Here is a 17490-nt window from a genome sequence, read left to right on the forward strand (position 1 = left end):
CTAAGATCCTAGCTTGGAACATGAGAGTCCATCGAGGTTTTTAATTCTTTTTGAAAACTCGATGGACTCTCGTTCTAAATCCTTGAACATTTTCAAAATTTCGCCTTGTTCATTTTCATTTACCTCCTTCAAAAATTCATCGAGGACATCTTTTGCGTCAGTCAGGCCATTTTTAGATGCTATGAAAATCCAATACAGCATGGCTTTTTCTCGTTCCTCAGCCGCGGGATTAGTCTCTTGGTAATATCTCCCATAAGCAATTGCAGCATTTGACGCCGCTTTATAGACTCCAGCGAATGCAGCTCGCTCTGAGTATCTTATAGATAGTGGATAGTTTCTCTTAACATATTCCCCTTTGCTATATAACGCTCCCATAAGATAATTCGCCATTGGCATGCCGCAATCCGCAGCCTCTTGCAGAAAAACAACCGCCTCCTTGGCCTGCGCCTCTGTCGGCTCATGCTTCAATATCCACCTTCCCATGAAATAGGCAGCCCGCATATCGCCTGCCTCTGCGGCGCGGCGGCGGAGGATTAGACCTTTGTCGATGTCTTGGATGCTGTCTGGCCCGTTGATATAGGCATCGGCCAGTAGGCCGTTGATGCGGGGATCATCTCGACCGGCATAGGGCTGAGCCAAAGCCAGAGCCTCTTCCCATTTCTGCGAATCCGCCAAGGCCTGTCCGGCCTCATAGGCCTGCGTCACATCCTGCTGACGCCACCAAGCAAAGCGACCCCCGACCGCACCTGCGATCAGGACAAACACGCAAACCCAGATGATCGCCCTCTGCCTCTTCATGGTTGTAAAATACGACCCATTCTGGGTCCTGGCAATTCCCAAAAATCGGCACAATTGGAAAAGCGTCTGAAAGAAAGCTGGGACGAACTCGTCCCTCGCGTGGATGAATTAGGAGAGTTCCTGAATCTGCCCCATCCCGACGCGGCACTTGGGATGGAAAATGAGTTTAAGGCGGCGGAGACCGCCGGGCAACGGAGACAGGACCTGTTGCAAGACCTTGTCCTCACCGGAGCCGGTTTCGGTGCGGGGTCGCTTGCCACCCGCGCGGCGGGGCGGCTTCTTTCGGGGGCGGGACGATCTGCGGCAACGGCGGAAATTGGTGGAATAGGAGCGGGCCTACTCGCCTCTGGTGCTGCAACCGCTGCAGATGTCGTGACCGCCTATCGGTCTTCCATCCAGGACAGCTATACGAAAGTGTTGCAGTCCGTAAAGAACCCGGACGGCACCCTTCCGGACCTGTCGAACAGTAAGGTCCGCCAGAAAATACTGGCAGAAAACCCGGACCTCAGAAAACAGGCGGCCCAAACCGCCAGCATGAAAGCTCTCGCCACCTTGCTGGGCGACAGACTTGGTGCCCTCTCCGGCACAATCGCAAGGGTGATTAAGCCGGAGATAGGCAATTTTGGAGAGTTCGGTGTAAATGAAATCTTTAGCAGATCACTGGAACAATCCCTAAATCGCTCATCAAAAGACTAAGCGATTAGTGGAGACATTTGAGGCGAGCTTGTGGGCTAATTTTTTTGGCCCATAGGCTCGCCTCACGTTCTAAAATCGAAATCTGGCTTGCAGCATACTCATCTCCTTTTTGCTCACGCATCGCAGTTCGTGTTCCTTCCAAAATTTTCGAAGCTTCTTCATTGCCGCTTCGTGCAGCAATGAATATCCAGTATGAAGTTTTTATCTTGGCTGCATAATCAATATCCCTGCCAGATTTGCTTATTTCTTGAGCATTAACAATACCAGCTTCAATATATGCTTCAGTGACTCCTGCGAAAGCAGCGGCCTCAAGTAGTTGGAGTGCGTGGACATAATCCAATGGAACCCTTTCTCCCTTAGCATATTCAAGCCCTAATTCATAGTTCGCCAATGGCATCCCGCAATTTGCGGCCTCTTGGATATAGCCAATCGCCTCCTGCGCCTGCGCGTCGGTCGGCTCATTCTCTAATATCCATTTCCCCAGGAAATACGCCGCCCGCATATCGCCTGCCTCTGCGGCACGGCGGCGGAGGGTTAGGCCTTTGTCGATGTCTTGGATGCTGTCTGGACCGTTGATATAGGCATCGGCCAGCAAACCGTTGATGCGGGGATCGTCTCGGTCAGCATAGGGCTGGGCCAGAGCCAGAGCCTCCTCCCACCGATCTGCATCGGCGGCAGCCCGCCCAGCCTCATAGGCCTGCGCCACATCCTGCTGACGCCACCACACAAAGCTGCCCCCGACCGCGCCTGCGATCAGGACAAAAATCCACACCCAGATGATCGTCGTCTGCCTCGTCATGGTTGTAAAATACGACCCATTCTGGGTCCTGGCAATTCCCAAAAATCGGCGCAATTGGAGAAGCGTCTGAAAGAAAGCTGGGACGAACTCGTCCCTCGCGTGGATGAATTAGGAGAGTTCCTGAATCTGCCCCATCCCGACGCGGCACTTGGGATGGAAAATGAGTTTAGGGCGGCGGAGACCGCCGGGCAGCGGAGACAGGACCTGTTGCAAGACCTTGTCCTCACCGGAGCCGGTTTCGGTGCGGGGTCGCTTGCCACCCGCGCGGCGGGGCGGCTTCTTTCCGGGGCGGGACGATCTGCGGCAACGGCGGAAATTGGTGGAATAGGAGCGGGCCTACTCGCCTCTGGTGCTGCAACCGCTGCAGATGTCGTGACCGCCTATCGGTCTTCCATCCAGGACAGCTATACGAAAGTGTTGCAGTCCGTAAAGAACCCGGACGGCACCCTTCCGGACCTGTCGAACAGTAAGGTCCGCCAGAAAATACTGGCAGAAAACCCGGACCTCAGAAAACAGGCGGCCCAAACCGCCAGCATGAATGCCCTCGCCACCTTGCTGGGTGATAGACTTGGGGCCTTCTCCGGAACCATCGCGAAGGTGATTAAACCGGAGATGAGTGAGATAACAAAAATAGGCTTGGAAGCTCTTGTTCAAAGCGGAAGTAAACACACTCTAAATTCTATTGAAAAGTAGAAGAACACCGAAAGCTATCCAGTGGAGAGATACGTTCGGCCCACTGGATGGCTTTCTTTTTCAGATCATTAAACGCTGCTGCTCCATTCTCATTATCATATGAGATCATATAATCACGTATTTCAGTCTCAATATTCTTTGCTTCAGCATTGCCATTTATTGCGGCAATCATGAGCCAATTTGAACCTATTTTAGCGGACTCACCGTGGAGATCACCTTCGCTCTTTGCAATGCGACTTCGAATTACATAGGAATTCCAATAGGCATTCTGCACTCCCGCGAATGCAGCCGACTCAGTATGTTCAACAGCCTTCTGAAGATCCTTATCGACATAGAAACCTTCCACATAAAAAATGCCTAGTTCATAGTTCGCCATGGGCATCCCACAATCTGCGGCCTCATGGAGATAGCCAATCGCCTCCTGCGTCTGCGCCTCGTTCGGCTCGTTCTCCAATATCCATTTACCCAGGAAATACGCTGCCCGCATATCGCCAGCCTCTGCGGCGCGGCGGCGGAGGGTTAGGCCTTTGTCGATGTCCTGGATGCTGTCTGGACCGTTGGTATAGGCATCGGCCAGCAAGCCGTTGATGCGGGGATCGTCTCGGTCAGCATAGGGCTGGGCCAGGGCCAGAGCCTCCTCCCAGCGATCTGCATCGGCGGCAGCCCGCCCGGCCTCATAGGCTTGCGTCAGATCCTGCTGACGCCACCACGCAAAACCACCCCCGACCGCGCCCGCGATCAGGACAAGCCCCCACACCCAGATGATCGCCGCCCACCTCGTCATGGTTGTAGAGTATGGTCGCAACCAATTTCTGACAATCCTGAAAGATGCACAGGATATCGACCCGGTCCAGTTCAAGGCGGAATTCCAGGATATCTCTGATCAACCGTGGCAGAACCTGCCAGCCCACCGCCGGGAAGCGGCGCATCAAGACTTCATGACCCAGGCAAAGAAAGCCCTGGGCTGGGATCAGCGCCCATCTCAGGATACACGCCCGTCTCAAGCGACGCCAAACCCGCATCCAGATACCAAGGGTGCGACCCGCCCACACAGCAGTCAGGAAACGCGACCAATCCCAGCAGAGGGCCAATCTACCGCTGGTCCAGTTGCGGCTCAGTCAGCCTCCACCGGTTCCGAAGCGCCCGAGCCGACACAGAGCTCCGGCTCTTCCACGACACCGGAATCGGATTCCGCACTGGAACGCTATGACGTACAACGCAACCCGCATACCGGCGACGCCTATCTGTATGACGCCAATTCCCGAGACCTGGTCCGAACCGCCGACGGTACCCCGGCCACAATCGGGGATGTCTCCATGCCCGTCACAGAAAATGACGTGAAAGCAACGCAACACCGCGACCAGGTCATGTCAGATGTTCTGGCGCGAATCAGGGACAACAAAATTCTGAAACCAGGTGAAGCGGAAGAAATTATGCGGAAGGTTGGGGAGACCTACCCATATGCCCCAGATATCCAAGAAAATATAGACTACATGCTGAAGTCACATCAAACGACTATATCAAAAGATGCCAAAGATTTCTCCGCCGATAGCTTCGAACGCATCCATCACCAGCTGAAAGACCCATCCTTCCAAGCGAAATATGAGCAGAACAAAAAAGTCTTAGACAGCATCGCCAGAAGTTACGAAGGGGGCATACCAAAATACATCAAAGACCGTGGTCAGACAGTCGAAACGATGGATGAGGCAGCGATTTCTGTCCTAAAAACAATAGGACAGATTCAGGAACACGAGGCGAATACCGTAAAGGATATCACCCATACTCAAAAGTCGGAGCAACTGGGAAAAAATCTGAACGACGGACTTGTAGAGTTTCAGCGGCGAGTCGATGAGTTTGGAGATTTCATTAATCTTCCCTATCCAGATTCCGCGCTTGGAATGGAAACCAAGTTTAAGGCTGCAGAATCGGCGGGACAGCAAAGAAATGAAATGCTGATTGACGCGTCACTGCTTGTTGGCGGGGGCGTTGCAGGGAAGTTTTTGGGAGGCATCTTAAAACGGGGACTTATGGCTTCTGGTCGGTCTGCCGCAACGGCAGAGATTACTGGGATTGGAGCCGGGGTTGCGGCCTCGGGCAGCGTCACGGCGGCAGATGTGTTTAATGCGTATCGAACCTCTATCCAGGACAGCTATACAAAAACCCTGCAATCTGTGAAGAACCCGGATGGCTCCATTCTGGACCTGTCAAATGTTGCGGTTCGTCAAAGAGTACTGGCGGAAAACCCGGACATTAGAAAAAAGGCCGCCCAGGCCGCCAGCATGAACGCCCTGGCCACCTTGCTAGGCGATAGAATTGGGGCCTTCTCCGGAACCATCGCGAAGGTGATTAAGCCGGAGATTAGTGAGATAATAAAATTTGGGTTAGAAACGGGCGCAAGCAATTCATCCCAAAAGGCCTTTGAAGGGCTCACCAAGCGCCCTGATAAATAGTATTGCAAGTAAAGGCATTCGCTGGGTGAATTTTCTTTACCCAGCGAACTGCCATTCTGTGAAACTCTTGTATCCACAACTCTCCGTATTCGTTAAATTTATCAATTGTTCTATCTTCGATTACTTCTAAAATACGCTGAGCTTCTGGATTTCCATTTTTGGCCTCCCAAAAAAACCAATACAACATTTTTATATTTGATTCATTCTCAAGGAAACTCTCATCCTGACCCGCAAGACGAGCGTACCCAATGGCTGCATTCCAAGCCGCACTTTCAAACGATGCGAGTGCGGCAGCTTCAGAATGTTGAATAGATTTCGGGATATCAATGTCTATAAAAACACCGTCCGCGAAGAGGACACCCAAGTCATAGTTCGCACTTGGCATTCCACAATCGGCAGCATTTTGCAGAAACCCAATCGCTTCCTGCGCCTGCGCCTCTGTCGGCTCATGCTCCAATATCCACCTCCCTAGGAAATACGCCGCCCGCATATCACCAGCCTCCGCGGCACGGCGGCGGAGGGTTAGGCCTTTGTCGATGTTCTGGATAGAGGCCGGGCCATTGATATAGGCATCAGCCAGCAGGCCGTTGATGCGGGGATCATCGCGATCAGCATAGGGCTGGGCCAGGGTCAGCGCGTCCTCCCAGCGATCCGCGTCGGCGGCGGCCCGTCCGGCCTCATAGGCCTGGGCCACATCCTGCTGGCGCCACCACACAAAGCCGCCCCCGACCGCGCCTGCGATCAAGACCAGCCCCCACACCCAGATGATCGCCGCCTGCCTCTTCATGGTTGTAGAATAACGCCACCCACAAATGCTGGCAATTCTCAAAGCGCATATAGTTAGGCTTTCAGAGCGTACCCATTACAGTGTTGTGGGCAAAACAGGTCGACACAATCCTGGAACAGGCCAAAGGTCCTGACGGCACCCCCATTGACCTGACCGATCCCGTCGCCCGACATCAATTCCTATCAGACACGCGCAATGAAAACCTGATGCGTCGAATAACCCACAAGGCCTTCTCTGACACCTTCTCAGAATTCCTGGGCAGCAAGGCCGGCGCACTCACCGGTAAAATCGCTGATGTTGCGGCGCCGGGGATGAATCCGATTATCCGGTACATGGGTGAAAATGCCATTTCCAATACAACAAAGGATGCACTTATTAATTCGCATAAAACGGATCAGTAACATTGCACTTGAGGCCGTCCATATTCTGAATTCTCGAAAAGATTTGGTCGGCCTCATTTGCGATCTCCAGATAGGTCAGTTCTCCTTGCGAACCAAACTTTGCAACCGCTTTCTTCCGAACTTCTGCTGCAATTGCCTTTGCTCTTTCTTCTCCATTTTTTGACGACACCAACAGCCATTGAATAGATTTAGTATATCCTAAACCTTGCGAAATGGACCCGCTCTTGGTGAGCAGACTATAAACAATGTAAGTGTTCCATGCCGCTCCATTAAATCCAGAATATGCTGAACGCTCGAAATATCCGACGGATTTTTGGTAGTCCGCGTTTAACCATTTCCCATCGACGTAAATTAGCCCTAGATGGTAATTCGCCGCTGGCATTCCACAGTCTGCGGCCGCTTGAATAAAGCCAATTCCCTCCTTCGCTTGCCCCTCTGTCGGCTCATGCTCTAATATCCATTTCCCTAGGAAATACGCCGCCCGCATGTTTCCAGCCTCTGTGGCGCGGCGGCGCAGGGTCAGGCCTTCGTCGATGTCTTTAATGGAGTCCGGGCCGTTGATATAGGCATCGGCCAGCAGGCCGTTGATGCGGGGATCATCTCGCTCGGCATAGGGCTGCGCCAGCACCAGAACCTCTTCCCATTTCTGCGAATCCGCCAAGGCCCGTCCGGCCTCATAGGCCTGTGTCACATCCTGCTGACGCCACCACGCAAATCCGCCCCCGACCGCCCCTGCGATCAGAACAAAAACCCACACCCAAATGATCGCCGTCTGCCTCGTCATAGTTGTAGAGTAAACTATGTGTTCAGGGGCAGGCAATATTCTGTCGAGCCGGGCAGCGGCGTGCCGTTTTTAGGCTGCGTCCAATCCCATCTGCCAGAAGTCGATTTCAAGGCGCGTCGCCTGAGAGAATGTTTTTGCAAGTTCCGTGCGACGGGAAACGCTGAGCGCAGACCCCGCCAAATCATCCAGATACAAGCGCGTCTCGCGGCATGCCTTTTGATAATTCATGCCGGAATACATATTTATCCAATCGGCATACGGGTTATCCGGGGAGGTGGGAGAATGAGCGAGGCCGATTTCGCCATAACCCAGGATGCAGGGGGATAGTGCTACATAGAGATCCAGCAGATTTCCGGCCATTCCGCGTTCCAGAACATACCGCGTATAGGCCATGGTCGGGGTTTCTTCCGGTTCCCTTTCCAGATCCGCAAGCGTTATTCCCCATTTCTTGCAATATTTTCTGTGCAGATCCAATTCGATATCCAGAATGGCCTGCATCCCTTCTTTCGCGCGGTATAAATCCTCCAAGGAGCGCGCCTTATATCCCGCAAGGGCATAGGCGCGGGCAAACTGAATCAGGAACAGGTAATCCTGTTTCAGATAATGACGGAACGCCGCTTCTGGCAGGCTGCCATCGGCCAACCCCTGCACAAATGGATGATGGGTATAGGCGTGCCACTCTGGGGAGCATTGGGCTTTAAGGTCGTTGAAGAAGGTCATGGCAACGACACCTGCACCGCATAGCTGTCCAGTGGTGGTACCGTCTGGATCAGGCCCGCCTGCCTCATGAACACCGCGAAATCCTGATATCGTTCTCGATCCAAGCCAACGGGGTCTGCCGCCAGTAAAGGCACGGTGTCACGCCAGGCCCGTTGGTTCAGGTCATCATCCAGCGAGGGGTCGGCTTGAATAAAAATCTGCCAGGCCGCCTCCGGGTTGCTTTGAATAAAGGCTGTCGCATCCCGCAAGGCTGCGAGAAAACGCGGCAGTCTGGGGTCCCCGGCTGCAACCGTGTCAGGATGCGCCAACAAGATCAATTCATCATACAGGGGGACACCATGATCTTCCGGCAGAAAGGCCCGCCCAGGATATCCTTCCAGATCCATCTGATTGAGTTCGAAATTTCGAAACGCCCCAATGACAGCATCGGTCTGACCCGCGATCAATGAGGGCGACAAGGACCAGTTCACATTGATCAGAGTGACATCATCCATTGTCAATCCGGCCTGATGCAGCATTGCCCCCAACAAGGCGCTTTCAAAACCGCCAACGGTATATCCTATACGTTTTCCTTTTAAATCCGCCAGCGTCTGAATGGGTCCATCCGCCAGAACGACAAGGCTGTTCAGGGGGGAGGAAATCAATGTGCCAACCCGCATCAGGGGCAAGTCCTGATCCGCTGCCATATGCAAATGCGGCTGATAGGAAACCGCGATATCCGCCTGCTTTGCCGCGACCAGCTTGGGCGGGTCATTGGGATCGGCGGGCGCAATCAAGTCAACATCCAGATCATACTGGGCAAAAAACCCCTTATCCCGGGCGATAATCAGGGCGGCATGATCTGGATTAACAAACCAATCCAACAATACGACCAGCTTGTCTTGGGCATGGCCGGGGGACGGGGCCAACAGGGCGGCAAGCATGCAAAGCAGCGCCAATGAAGCGACTTTGATCTTTTGTATTCTCATCAACTAGGTCTCCGTATGGAAGATTGAAGGTCAGGCATAGCCGTTTTCTGACTGCCAATTGGTCACCAGACGCAGCCCATGGTCGACCAGGGTATAGAGCCCAAGAGCCATGACTGCCAGTACCAGCAGTGCTGCGAACATTAAGTCGGTCTGCATCCGCCCATTGGCGTGCAGCATCAGATATCCCAGACCGGCGGAAGACCCGACCCATTCCCCCACCACCGCGCCAATCGGGGCTACTGCCGTTGCCACTCGCAGGCCAGAGCCAAAGGCGGGCAAGGCGGCGGGCAGGCGAATGCGCAGCAGTACCGACCTGCGGGGCAGGCCATTGGGACCCGCCATGACCCGCGCCATGTCCAGCCAACCTGGATCAATTCGGCGCAGCCCGTCGTAAAATGCCGCCGTGACCGGGAAATATATGATCAGAACGGCCATCGCGACCTTGGACATCAGGCCATAGCCAAACCACAACGTCAGCAGCGGCGCGAGCGCGAATACCGGTAACGCCTGACTGGCAATCAGGATGGGCATCAGCCATTGTCTCAGAGGAGCAAAGAGGATCAGACTGATGGCGGAAACCCCGCCCAGAACAGTGCCACACACCAACCCCAACACAATTTCCATTGCCGTAATTCCGGCATGGGGCGCGATAAGGGTCCAATGGGTTATCAATGACTCTGCGACCCGCATCGGGCCCGGCAGAATGAATTTTGGGACACCGCTGATCCAGACGACACATTGCCATATCAGCAACAGGCCAAGCGCGATTGTGATAAGGCGCAGGGCTTGGGTCATGCCACCCCCTTCTCAACAGGAGCACGTGTGTCCTGACGGGTCGCATCCTGAAGCGCCAATTGCTGTAACAGTCCGGCCGCCCGTTCTGCCATACCAGGCGCATCCAGTGGCCGGGGTGTGGCGACATCGGGCAGGCGGCCCGCATCTGTCAGTTGAACGGGCAGTCCCGCCAACAGGGCAATCCGATCCGCCAAGCGCAAGGCTTCCGACGGATCATGCGTCACCAGCAGAACAGTCCGGCCCGATAACAGCCGGGCGGCGGTCTCCTGTAAGCGAAACCGCGTCACGGCATCCAGGGCTGAAAATGGTTCATCCATCAAGACAAGCGGGCGGTCTTCCATCAGCGTGCGCGCCAGGGCAACCCGCTGGCGCATCCCACCCGATAATGCCGACGGCCTGTCCTTGGCCCGCGCAGCCAAGCCAACCTGATCCAAGAGGTGCAGGGCTTTCTGGCGATCCTCAACACTGGTTCGATGATGGCGCAAGCGGTGTCCGATTAATACGTTATCGATGATCGACAACCATGGCAGCAATAAGTCACGCTGTGCCATATAGGCGATCCGCCCTGCCAAAGGCTGACCATCGCTGGCCCGGACTGTGCCAATTGTCACGCCGCCATCTTCCGGCAGGCCCGCGATCAGCCGCAGCAGGCTGGTCTTGCCGACGCCACTGGGGCCCAGCAAGGCAGTCCACTCCCCAGCCTTTAAAGTCAGCGATACATCCTGAAAGATCAGGCGTCCGGCAAAGGACAGGCCGGCGCCAGCCACATCAACCCCAATTGAGGCCTGCGCTTCCGGTGCAGCCGCAAGGGCAATCGTCATCGACCCCGCTCCGCCCATTGCGCATGGAAATGGTGAACAGGTCCGTGCCCCTGGCCAATTTTCAGTCGATCTGCCGCCAATATGGCGTTGGAGATATAGGCCTTAGCGGATTTCGCCGCTTCTTCCAGATTCTTAGCCAAGGCCAGATGTGCGGCGATGGCGCTGGATAAGGTACAGCCTGTGCCATGGGTGTTTTGGGTTTCAATTCGACGTCCGGGTAACCATGTACTGCCATCGGCTGTGACCAACAGATCGGCGGAGTCCTGTCCGCCCATATGTCCGCCCTTCAGCAGGACCGCTTTTGGCCCCAAAGCCAGCAAACGTTCCGCAATTGATACCATCGCATCAGGCGATTCTATTTCACCGTCAAAACCCAACAGAGCGGCCGCTTCCGGCAGATTGGGTGTGATAATATCGGCCAGGGGAATAAGGTCCGACAGCAGGGTCGCCACCGCTTCGGGTGCTAATAGGGCATCACCACTTTTGGCGACCATCACCGGATCCAGCACGATCCAGCGCGGCTTGTAGGTCTGCAACCCGTCGCGCACCGCGCGGATTAATTCGGCATCACCCAACATGCCAATCTTTACCGCATCTACTGCGATATCACTGAACACTGCGTCCATTTGGGCGCGCACGAAATCTGGTGGGATTGGGAAAATCCCCGTGACCGCGCGGGTGTTCTGGGCCGTCAGCGCCGCGATGACAGAACAGCCATAGACACCAATCGCTGAAAATGTCTTCAAATCCGCCTGAATGCCTGCGCCACCGCCACTGTCAGACCCTGCAATGGTCATGGCTATCGGGGTTTTGTTGGTCATACAAAGGCCCTTTCGTGAAGACGCTTGGCGCGGTCGACCACTGCACGCAACTGGGCGGCGGCAGCGTGCGGATCAGCGGCTTTGGTTATGGCGCTGATCACGCAAATCCCATCCAGACCCGTTGCCATCACCGTTTCTGCGCGGGTCGCATCAATGCCTGCTATGGCGCAGCGTGGTAATCCAGGTGCCCCTGCGGTCAAGGCCGCGACACAGTCTTGCAGGCCCGTTAGACCAATTGGTGCATCTGGATTGTGTTTGCTGCCGGTTTCAAAAACCCCGCCGATAGATGCGTAATCGACGATGCCCGGATCGATTGCCCGCACCTCATCGAGTGATTTGACCGTAATCCCCAATATGTGATTTGGACCCAATATCCGTCGCGCATCCTGGGCCGAGATATCCTCTCGTCCAACATGAACACCGTCTGCACCAGCAGCCAGGGCAACATCAACACGATCATTGATCAACAAGGGCACGCCTGTACCGGCCAGAACCTGTTTCAAGGCACGGGCCTGTTCGATCATTTCGCGGGTACTGGATGTCTTGTCGCGCAACTGCACCAGACTGACGCCCCCTGCCACAGCAGACCGAACCAATGAAATACGGTCACCCGTATCATGAGAAGGCCCAACAATGAGATAGAGAGATAAATCCAAGAGTGCCTTCATGCTCTGCGCTCCACCCGTTCTACATGCAGCGCCTCGATACTATGTTCAATGAACTCAGCGGTCAGGTTTGGGAAAGCATCCAACAGGGCGACAGCGAAACTGCCGGGCCCCTGGGCACGTTCCCCGGCATAGGCGCCGGCCGCGCCAAAAGCTGCCAGTGCAGCCAGGGTTGCCTGGAACCGATCCTCCCGATGGCAGGCCAGAAAGGCCGCGACCACAGCGGATAAGGCACATCCTGTCGCCGTCACCTTGGGCAGCAATGGATGGCCAACAGTTAGGCTGGCCTTAAAATCATGCGACCGGAGGCGATCCACCGCACCGGTCCCAGCCAGGATGCCTGAAAATTCTTCCAGGGTTTCTGCCAGGGTCGACGCTTCACCCGCGTTACAGCGCACTACGGTCGGTTTCAGTTTAATCATACGGATGGCCTCTGCCCGGCGTATGCCAGACCGGTCCACCATCACCGGGTCCAGAACCCAGGGCATTCCCATATTGTTTGCCGAACTGGCAGCCATCCGGCGCGCCAGAAAGCGGTCCGTACCGGGCGTGCCCAAATTCACCATCAAAGATTGGGCCGTGCGCAGAAAGTCCGGTATTTCATCCGGATCTGATGACAGGCTGGGAACAGCGCCAAGCGACAGCAACACATTGGCTGTGATTGGCTCAGCAACAGTATTGGTCAGGCAATGCACCCGCACCTTCTGTTCTGCAATCTGTTGCAGCACACTGTAAGAGAATTCAGATAAATCTGATACTGACATCATGTCTATGCAACGCTCCAAAGTGGCGCAAGCCACCCACAATGGACGGATATCAGCGTTAAAAGGGAATTTTGCACAGGCAAGGCCGCATATTGGAGCAGCCAAAATTGCGATCCCCTTCCCTACGCCGGTCCGAACCGGGTCAGGTTCCACGGGTCGGCGGGCTTCCCGCCTCTCAGCCTAAGACCCGCTTGCGCGAACCCTGAGCACCCCGAGGAGATTTCAACACCAACCCTACGCCATCATCACCTTTGGTCAAGCCCCTGATCGGCGCGCGTTCATTTATATCGCTTGTTTTGCGGCATGACTGTTTTGATAGTGTACCGCCTGATACTTTGGAGAAGCCCGAATGCCCGATGAGTCTGACATGCCCCCATCCGACCTTGTGGTCTTGATTCATCAATACTTAGCTGATCCGGAGTCGACATGGAGTATCGCATCCTTCGGCGCCATTGCTGAATTTCATGCTGATGCAGGTTTCATCAAGAGTGAAGCACAGGATCGCGGGGGGGAGGTGATAACCCAAAGTGGCGGTTTGCGAATCGCCTTGACCAGCGACGCGCAATTTATCCCCTACGAAATCCTGTCCAAGCGTCAGGCCTATTGGATGCAGGGCGGTAACTTCTGTTTACCCAAAGCGCGCGCCACCCGACACCGAAGAACGACTTTGACCGAATTGGGTCCAGACAGCGATGCCATGCGTGACCAAGATAAGGACGGCATCCTTTTTGATCTGGGTCTTGGCCTGGAATGCGTGACCGCCATGGTGCGCATCAGCGATCCCGACCTGATCAGGCAATTGAGAGAATTTGATGGCCAGGCGCTGCTGACTCCAAGCGGTCGCGGCCACCATGCCTTCGCGCTTCTGATACAGGAAAGCCCGAACCGGGTGTTTGAAAGCCAGTTGGGGCGGATCGAAGTATATTCCCCAATTCCAGCCCCGGAAGGTCAGACCGGCGCAGGCTGTCACACCCATATCCTGCCGGACCTGCTGGCGGCCGGCCAAACCCATTCCGCCAATGTACCCGTGCCTGATGACCTGCACCCCTGTTTTCAGCTTTTTCCACCCAACCCGATCCTGACAAAAGGCGGAGATGCGCGCCCCCATTTGGATCGTGATCGATTTGAAATGTTTCAAAAACTGTTGCACCGCTATGGCATGCCAGATCTGATCGCTGCCAAAAAATTGGCTCGTCTTGGTATCAATACCAAAACATCACCGCCCGACGGAAATTCCTTTAGCCGGTCACAGCGAACCGCCATTCGCATTGCCTTGCGCCAGATGGCTTTCGAAGACCCAAGCAATCCCCATATTATGCAATGGATATCCGTCTTTGAACCCAGAACCCCTGAAAACCAATAGAGTCCTGTTAATAACGTTCTAATCAAAGCAAGGACAATTGTGCACTGGGCTTTTGCGGCGGCGTAAAGGCCGTGCAATCCATCATCGCCAAAGTCCTGCGATCAAGGCCCAGCTTTTTACGGGCCAACTTCATCCGCGTGGCGATCATATCCGCATAAGGGCCTGAACCACGCATCCGCTCGCCAAAATTTGACCGATACAATTGACCCCCATGACTTTGACGGATCAGGGACAAAACCCTTTCTGCGCGGTCTGGCATATGGGTTGCCAGCCATTCCTTGAACAAATCCTCAATTTCCAGCGGCAGGCGTAACAGCACATGCCCTGCCGATGTCGCCCCGGCCTCCGCAGCACGGGTCACAATCTCCTCAATCTCGTGATCATTGACGGCCGGGATAATTGGCGCGACCAGCACACCGGTTGGTACCCCTGCGTCACAGAGCCTGCGGATTGCTTCCAGGCGTTTCTCCGGCGTGCTGGCCCTGGGTTCCATCTTATTGGCAAGGCCCCGGTCCAGTGTCGTGACCGACAGCATGACCCGCGCCTGATTGGCCTGCCCCGCCGGAGCGATCAAATCCAGGTCCCGGCAAATCAGGGCATTCTTCGTGACAATCGAAAAGGGATGCGAGCAGTCCCGCAGGACCTGCAACAGCCCCCGCATGGCAAAGGTTTCCCGTTCAACCGGCTGATAGGGATCCGTATTGGTTCCAAACGCAATGGGGCCACAGCGATATTTGGGTCTGGCCAGTTCCGCGGTCAGCAATGCGGCTACGTCAGGTTTCCAGAACAACTTGGTCTCAAAATCCAGACCTGGCGACAGCCCCAGATAGGCATGGGTTGGTCGGGCGAAACAATAGACGCATCCATGCTCACACCCCCTATAAGGATTGATGGACCGATCAAAAGGCACATCCGGGCTGGTATTGCGGGTAATCACACTGCGGGCGGCATCAATTCCCAATTGCGTGCGCAGGCGCGGGCGGTCGCCCAGATCCTCTTCCAGCAGCCAGCCATCATCGATGCGGGCCCGTTGCTCCCCCTCAAACCGGCCAGATCGATTGGATACCGATCCGCGACCCTTTATGGGGCGGTCCGGCAAAATGCTGTCATCACCTTCTGTCCATGATATCGTCATAGCATGGATCATAGGGTAAAAACAGGAACAAATAAATATAATTCCTATTATGTTCTCTAAATTACATACACACAATTTCGCTGAAATACGCGGCAACAGCTGTTGCGAGTGACTGCGCATCTTCTTACAGTATCCGACAGGCTGAATTATACTGATCACTGCAGCACGATAGTCACGGTTAGGACGCACCGAATGCCCTATGTATCACGCGATGATGATGGAAAAATCAATGGGATTGGCGACCGCCCCGCCCCCCACGCCAAGGAATTCCTGGGCAATGATCATCCCGAAGTGATCCGCTATCTGCGCGGCGCAAGCCCCGGCGCAATGATGGACCGCCTGAACCGGACCGATACCGAAATGGCGCGTATCACAGAAGATTTGATCGATGTTCTGGTCAGCCGAAATATTCTGAACTTCACGGATTTCCCAGTTGAAGCCCAAAAGAAACTGATGGCCCGCCAGAAGCTTCGCAAAAGCCTGTCAGCGCTCAGCAATCTGGTTACCGACGAAGACGATATCATCTAACAGTCATAGTGCCGTCCCCCGGATGGAATCCAGGGGACGACAGCATCTGCACTTTTGCTAGCGCTGACCGTCACCAACGCTGATCTGATCCTGGGTCAGTCCCCCCATGCGGGCATGAATGCGCCCACCGTCTGCCATAGCAATGACGAACATCAGCTCCCTGGCACGCGGCGCATCGGGAACAAACACCGTGACCGTGGAAAAATGACTGCGCACATAGGCGGCGTTGATATGGTGCAGCGGCACATCCAATTGTGTACCCGGCACACCCATTTTCTTGCTGGACGGGACAATCGCCTTTGCTGAGCCCAGCAGGCGGCGCATGGCATATCCCCCCGGCACATGCCACAGCGCGCCGTGTTCCAATTCACCATCCATCCCGACAAGCGATCCTTTGCCATAGGCTTCCACCGCTTCAGGCGGGCAACCCAATGCCTGGCGCAACGCATCGGCCATCTCGTCGCCCATGGGCTTCAAGGCCTCCATCCCCGCTTCCAGATCTGCGACATAGCCACCCGCATAGGGATTGGCAACAATGGCCGCAGCCCATGCAACCACCAGGGGGCGGTCCGGTACAGGACCAAATTCATGGCGGATTTCTTCACGATGGGTCACCAGTTTACGGATCGGAAATGTCGGGGTCATGCGGAAACCTCCTCAAGGAATTCTGATTGCGGCAAGGGGCCGACGATGCGGCTTTGCCCCTGTAGAGATAAATAGGCTGATTCAATCAAACCTGCCTGATAGTAACGCTGTGCCACTGTCGTTCCATGCGCCAGTGCCCCAGCGCAGACAGTCGGCGGCAATGTCCCTACAGCGGTTGTGACCAGGCGATCCCCAAGGTCACTATCAGGATCCAAACTATTGGCGGGCTGCCTGCAGATGGCCGGATGATCCCAGGTTACCGCATTGGCGATCATTGTCGCCGCCGCATCCGCTGTCGCTGCCGAATGGGCAAGAACGGTCACAGAGTCTGCAATCCCCAGAGAGAAGGACCGCCCCCCCTGACCGCTGGTTGCGATACCTCGCACAGCGCTGGTTGAGTCAATACGCGCCATCGCCACCGCTTTGGGGGCCTGCACTATGTCGATAATCCCGATATCCATCGATTGTCCGGGTGCCAGATAAAGCGCAATATCACCGCCATTATTGACATAAGCGCGCTTTAAGGGGGCGACTGTCACCATTGCGTGAAGCATATGATCCGCGACAGATCCCGCCACGGCAGCCATCGGCGTGATGAACTGACTGCGGGCAAAAGGCCGACAGGCACGGGCCATACGCTGCGCGATAACCCCTTTGAACTGCCCCTCCCCCGATTGGCGCAGTCGGGGTAACTCCTGCACCAATCCTGGCAGCACATCGACAAAGACATCGACCGCCGCGTGATACGCCATTTCAACCGCCTGAACCTCCCCGAAGGCCTGAATGATCAGGTCGATGGGGCCATGCTGTAAATGCAGACGATTTCCCGGCAACCGCGCGCTGATAGGCCCTGGCAT

At 55.2% G+C, this 17490-nt stretch carries 21 protein-coding genes and 1 riboswitch; of the genes, 6 read left to right on the plus strand and 15 right to left on the minus strand.

From position 1 onward, the window contains the following. Entirely contained in the window at window positions 1-765 is a 765-nt protein-coding gene (locus tag ACOSDM_RS17545; RefSeq protein ID WP_420725861.1) for a tetratricopeptide repeat protein, read from the minus strand. Window positions 766-852: 87 nt separating this feature from the next. On the opposite strand from ACOSDM_RS17545, the gene ACOSDM_RS17550 reads away from it, so the two are divergent. Continuing rightward, entirely contained in the window at window positions 853-1494 is a 642-nt protein-coding gene (locus ACOSDM_RS17550; protein WP_420725862.1) for a hypothetical protein, read from the plus strand. 4 nt (window positions 1495-1498) lie between these two features. Here the strand turns inward: ACOSDM_RS17550 and ACOSDM_RS17555 are convergent, their stop codons facing one another. Continuing rightward, window positions 1499-2293: a tetratricopeptide repeat protein gene (locus ACOSDM_RS17555; protein WP_420725863.1), complete on the minus strand. Its 795-nt coding sequence runs from the start codon at window positions 2291-2293 to the stop codon at window positions 1499-1501. A gap of 54 nt (window positions 2294-2347) precedes the next feature. Between ACOSDM_RS17555 and ACOSDM_RS17560 the strand changes: the two genes are divergently transcribed. Beyond that, on the plus strand, window positions 2348-2986 hold the full coding sequence (locus ACOSDM_RS17560) for a hypothetical protein (RefSeq protein ID WP_420725864.1): 639 nt from the start codon (window positions 2348-2350) through the stop codon (window positions 2984-2986). Here the strand turns inward: ACOSDM_RS17560 and ACOSDM_RS17565 are convergent. Continuing rightward, window positions 2973-3770: a tetratricopeptide repeat protein gene (locus ACOSDM_RS17565; protein WP_420725865.1), complete on the minus strand. Its 798-nt coding sequence runs from the start codon at window positions 3768-3770 to the stop codon at window positions 2973-2975. The genes ACOSDM_RS17560 and ACOSDM_RS17565 overlap by 14 nt on opposite strands. On the opposite strand from ACOSDM_RS17565, the gene ACOSDM_RS17570 reads away from it, so the two are divergent. After that, complete coding sequence (locus tag ACOSDM_RS17570) at window positions 3748-5436, plus strand: hypothetical protein (protein ID WP_420725866.1); 1689 nt, start codon at window positions 3748-3750, stop codon at window positions 5434-5436. The two genes, ACOSDM_RS17565 and ACOSDM_RS17570, sit on opposite strands and share 23 nt — an antisense overlap. On the opposite strand, the gene ACOSDM_RS17575 is transcribed toward ACOSDM_RS17570, so the two are convergent. Further along, window positions 5414-6223, minus strand: coding sequence for a tetratricopeptide repeat protein (locus ACOSDM_RS17575; RefSeq protein ID WP_420725867.1), 810 nt, complete (start codon window positions 6221-6223; stop codon window positions 5414-5416). The two genes, ACOSDM_RS17570 and ACOSDM_RS17575, sit on opposite strands and share 23 nt — an antisense overlap. An 80-nt stretch (window positions 6224-6303) precedes the next feature. Between ACOSDM_RS17575 and ACOSDM_RS17580 the strand changes: the two genes are divergently transcribed. Then, window positions 6304-6624 carry a hypothetical protein gene (locus ACOSDM_RS17580; RefSeq protein WP_420725868.1) on the plus strand — a complete coding sequence of 107 codons (321 nt, stop codon included), beginning with the start codon at window positions 6304-6306 and terminating at the stop codon, window positions 6622-6624. On the opposite strand, the gene ACOSDM_RS17585 is transcribed toward ACOSDM_RS17580, so the two are convergent. From ACOSDM_RS17585 to ACOSDM_RS17620, 8 genes are all read right to left on the minus strand, one after another. Further along, entirely contained in the window at window positions 6599-7408 is an 810-nt protein-coding gene (locus ACOSDM_RS17585; RefSeq protein ID WP_420725869.1) for a tetratricopeptide repeat protein, read from the minus strand. The genes ACOSDM_RS17580 and ACOSDM_RS17585 overlap by 26 nt on opposite strands. A gap of 69 nt (window positions 7409-7477) precedes the next feature. Then, window positions 7478-8128 carry a thiaminase II gene (gene tenA / locus ACOSDM_RS17590; protein ID WP_420725870.1) on the minus strand — a complete coding sequence of 217 codons (651 nt, stop codon included), beginning with the start codon at window positions 8126-8128 and terminating at the stop codon, window positions 7478-7480. Next, complete coding sequence (locus tag ACOSDM_RS17595; RefSeq protein WP_420725871.1) at window positions 8125-9096, minus strand: ABC transporter substrate-binding protein; 972 nt, start codon at window positions 9094-9096, stop codon at window positions 8125-8127. Before ACOSDM_RS17595 ends, tenA begins: the two co-directional genes overlap by 4 nt. A gap of 30 nt (window positions 9097-9126) precedes the next feature. Further along, entirely contained in the window at window positions 9127-9891 is a 765-nt protein-coding gene (locus ACOSDM_RS17600; protein ID WP_420725872.1) for an ABC transporter permease, read from the minus strand. Further along, window positions 9888-10712: an ABC transporter ATP-binding protein gene (locus ACOSDM_RS17605; RefSeq protein ID WP_420725873.1), complete on the minus strand. Its 825-nt coding sequence runs from the start codon at window positions 10710-10712 to the stop codon at window positions 9888-9890. The genes ACOSDM_RS17600 and ACOSDM_RS17605 overlap by 4 nt, the downstream gene beginning before the upstream one ends. Next, entirely contained in the window at window positions 10709-11533 is an 825-nt protein-coding gene (gene thiD / locus ACOSDM_RS17610; protein WP_420725874.1) for a bifunctional hydroxymethylpyrimidine kinase/phosphomethylpyrimidine kinase, read from the minus strand. Before thiD ends, ACOSDM_RS17605 begins: the two co-directional genes overlap by 4 nt. Beyond that, window positions 11530-12201, minus strand: coding sequence for a thiamine phosphate synthase (thiE, locus tag ACOSDM_RS17615; protein ID WP_420725875.1), 672 nt, complete (start codon window positions 12199-12201; stop codon window positions 11530-11532). The genes thiD and thiE overlap by 4 nt, the downstream gene beginning before the upstream one ends. Then, entirely contained in the window at window positions 12198-12965 is a 768-nt protein-coding gene (locus ACOSDM_RS17620; RefSeq protein WP_420725876.1) for a hydroxyethylthiazole kinase, read from the minus strand. Before ACOSDM_RS17620 ends, thiE begins: the two co-directional genes overlap by 4 nt. A gap of 99 nt (window positions 12966-13064) precedes the next feature. Further along, window positions 13065-13186, minus strand: a riboswitch (TPP riboswitch). A 125-nt stretch (window positions 13187-13311) separates the two neighbouring features. Here ACOSDM_RS17620 and ACOSDM_RS17625 point away from each other — a divergent pair. Next, window positions 13312-14325 (plus strand): DUF6925 family protein, encoded by a 1014-nt coding sequence (locus ACOSDM_RS17625; RefSeq protein ID WP_420725877.1) that lies wholly within the window; start codon window positions 13312-13314, stop codon window positions 14323-14325. A gap of 22 nt (window positions 14326-14347) precedes the next feature. On the opposite strand, the gene ACOSDM_RS17630 is transcribed toward ACOSDM_RS17625, so the two are convergent. Continuing rightward, a complete protein-coding gene (locus ACOSDM_RS17630) occupies window positions 14348-15460 on the minus strand; it encodes a PA0069 family radical SAM protein (protein WP_420725878.1) in 1113 nt (370 codons plus the stop codon). Between the two features lie 192 nt (window positions 15461-15652). Here ACOSDM_RS17630 and ACOSDM_RS17635 point away from each other — a divergent pair, with 192 nt between their 5' ends. Next, complete coding sequence (locus ACOSDM_RS17635; protein ID WP_420725879.1) at window positions 15653-15988, plus strand: hypothetical protein; 336 nt, start codon at window positions 15653-15655, stop codon at window positions 15986-15988. 57 nt (window positions 15989-16045) lie between these two features. Here ACOSDM_RS17635 and ACOSDM_RS17640 read toward each other — a convergent pair whose 3' ends face one another. Then, on the minus strand, window positions 16046-16633 hold the full coding sequence (locus ACOSDM_RS17640) for an amino acid synthesis family protein (protein ID WP_420725880.1): 588 nt from the start codon (window positions 16631-16633) through the stop codon (window positions 16046-16048). Continuing rightward, on the minus strand, window positions 16630-17490 hold the full coding sequence (locus tag ACOSDM_RS17645; RefSeq protein ID WP_420725881.1) for a UPF0280 family protein: 861 nt from the start codon (window positions 17488-17490) through the stop codon (window positions 16630-16632). Before ACOSDM_RS17645 ends, ACOSDM_RS17640 begins: the two co-directional genes overlap by 4 nt.

The sequence above is a fragment of the Hwanghaeella sp. LZ110 genome, from assembly GCF_048892525.1.
GTDB lineage: Bacteria > Pseudomonadota > Alphaproteobacteria > UBA8366 > Aestuariispiraceae > Pacificispira.